This is a genomic window from Massilia sp. CT11-108 (genome assembly GCF_047302915.1).
In the GTDB taxonomy this organism is placed as follows: Bacteria; Pseudomonadota; Gammaproteobacteria; order Burkholderiales; family Burkholderiaceae_D; genus Telluria; species Telluria orientalis.
Window position 1 is genome coordinate 1 of the sequence record NZ_JBKYMO010000745.1, and the last position, 2,016, is coordinate 2,016.

Annotated in this window: 3 protein-coding genes; 1 reads left to right on the forward strand and 2 read right to left on the reverse strand. The window is 68.8% G+C overall.

Features of this window, described 5'->3' with window-relative positions; genetic code table 11:
- A partial coding sequence (locus ACEN88_RS30195; protein WP_413345645.1) for an aldo/keto reductase occupies positions 1-588 on the reverse strand: 588 nt, incomplete at its 3' end.
- Between the two features lie 137 nt (positions 589-725).
- Here ACEN88_RS30195 and ACEN88_RS30200 point away from each other — a divergent pair.
- Complete coding sequence (locus tag ACEN88_RS30200; protein ID WP_413345647.1) at positions 726-1,619, forward strand: AraC family transcriptional regulator N-terminal domain-containing protein; 894 nt, start codon at positions 726-728, stop codon at positions 1,617-1,619.
- A gap of 71 nt (positions 1,620-1,690) precedes the next feature.
- Here the strand turns inward: ACEN88_RS30200 and ACEN88_RS30205 are convergent, their stop codons facing one another.
- The gene (locus ACEN88_RS30205; RefSeq protein WP_413345649.1) at positions 1,691-1,855 is read right to left on the reverse strand and encodes an SRPBCC family protein; all 165 of its coding nucleotides are present in this window, start codon (positions 1,853-1,855) and stop codon (positions 1,691-1,693) included.
- Between the last annotated feature and the right edge of the window lie 161 nt (positions 1,856-2,016).

Consider the following 2,016-nt stretch of genomic DNA (forward strand, 5'->3'; position numbering starts at 1 on the left):
GTGTTCGACGCTGCGCTCGACGAGGCTGTACTCGATCTGCAGCGCGACGAACGGCGACCAGCCGCGCAGGTCGGCGATCGTCTGCAACTGCGCCACGCGCCACGCGGGCGTGTTGCAGATGCCCAGGTACAGCACCTTCCCGGCACGCACCAGGTCGTCGAGAGCGCGCAGGACTTCGTCGGGCGGCGTCGTATCGTCCCAGGCGTGCAGGTGCAGCAGTTCGATGCGGTCGGTGCCGAGCTGGCGCAGGCTCTGCTCGACGGAGCGCACGAGATTCATGCGGTGGTTGCCGCCCGAATTCGGATCGCCTGGAGCGCGCGCCATCGTGAACTTGGTCGACAGGACGATGCGGTCGCGCCGCCCTTCCATCAGCTTGCCGAGGATGCGCTCGGACGCGCCGTTCGTGTAGTTGACGGCCGTGTCGACGAAATTGCCGCCGCGGTCCACGTAGACGTCGAAGATGTTCCGGGCCTCGGCTTCGTCGGCGCCCCAGCCCCAGTCCTGGCCGAAGGTCATCGTGCCGAGCGCCAGCGGCGAGACGCGCAGGCCGGAGCGGCCCAGCAGGCGGTATTGATCGAGTGCGGTCATGGTGATCTCCTGTGCGGTTGAAAGTGGGCACAGTGTCGGGCCGCACAGCCGATCGGCGGTAGCGCAAACGTCGCACAAGCTTGCACGATCGTCCGGCGGCGCGCACACCCGCCTGCTGGCCTGCTATCCTTGCCGCCATGGATACGCTCGCCCTCTTTGCCGCCGCCATCGCCCGCCACGCCCCCGTGGACGGTATTCACGACACCGTTCTTCCGGGCGTCCGCCTTATCCGATCGTCCAGCCCGACGATGCCCATGCCCGTGCTGTACGAACGGACCGTATGCCTCGTCGCGCAGGGCCGCAAGCGCGCCGTGCTCGGCGCGACGGCCTTCGTGTACGACCCCGCGTACTACCTCGTCGCATCCGTCGAACTGCCCGTGACGGGCGCCGTGATCGAGGCGTCGCCGGAGCGGCCGTATTTGTGCCTGAGTCTCGACCTGGACATGGTGATGCTGGGGGACCTGGCGGTGCGGCATCCTCCTGCCGATGAGGATGGTGGAGAAGACGTGGGCATGGCACTGAACCGGACGACGCCCGAACTGCTCGACGCGGCGCTGCGACTGGCGCGGTTGCTCGACACGCCGGCCGACATCGATGCGCTGGCCCCGCTCGTCACGCGCGAGATCCTGTACCGGTTATTGACGGGCGCCGGCAACCGCATCGTGCGCCGCATGGCGCGTGGCGACAGCCGGCAAAACCAGATCGCCCGCGCCATCGTCTGGCTGCGCGCGCATTACGCGCGCGACTGCCGCATCGACGAGATGGCCGACGTGGCGCGCATGAGCCGGTCGACCTTTCACGCGCATTTCAAGGCGGTGACGGCGATGAGTCCTCTCGAATTCCGCACGCAGTTGCGCATGCAGGAGGCCAGGCGGCTGATGGTGGCCGAGGGTATGGATGCGGCCAGTGCGGGGTATCGGGTGGGGTATGAAAGTCCGTCGCAGTTCAGTCGGGATTATGTGCGGTTGTTTGGGGTGCCGCCGGGCAGGGATGCGGGCAGGTTGAGGGAGACGGCGGGCGTGGCGCACTGAAGCCGATCAGCGCCTCTCGACGCCGGCGCCCGCTGGTTGGCCGACCGCAACGCGGCCAACACTGCCGAAGGTCAGTGGGCGGTTTCACCAAGTGTCGTGCGCAGTCCATCAAATCCCGACTTGTACATCCCGGCGACGATTTCCTTTGCCTTGGCGTCATCCACATCCTTGGCCGCCGGGTCGCGCTTGAACCGGCTCTTCCACGTGATTGTGCTGCCCTTGCCCGAAGGTGCCACGGCGAGTCCTCATCCTGCACAACCTCGAGCACATTACCCGAAGCCGGTAATTGGGGCCCCCCACCGGGCCCCGCCGCCGGGGCCGCGGGGGGGGGGGGGGGGGGGGGGGGGGGGGGGGGGGGGGGGGGGGGGGGGGGGGGGGGGGGGGGGGGGGGGGGGGG

Coding starts and splice junctions, on each gene's coding strand:
- ACEN88_RS30200 (WP_413345647.1), top strand. CDS start 726: ATGGATACGCTCGCCCTCTTTGCCGCCGCCATCGCCCGCCACGCCCCC.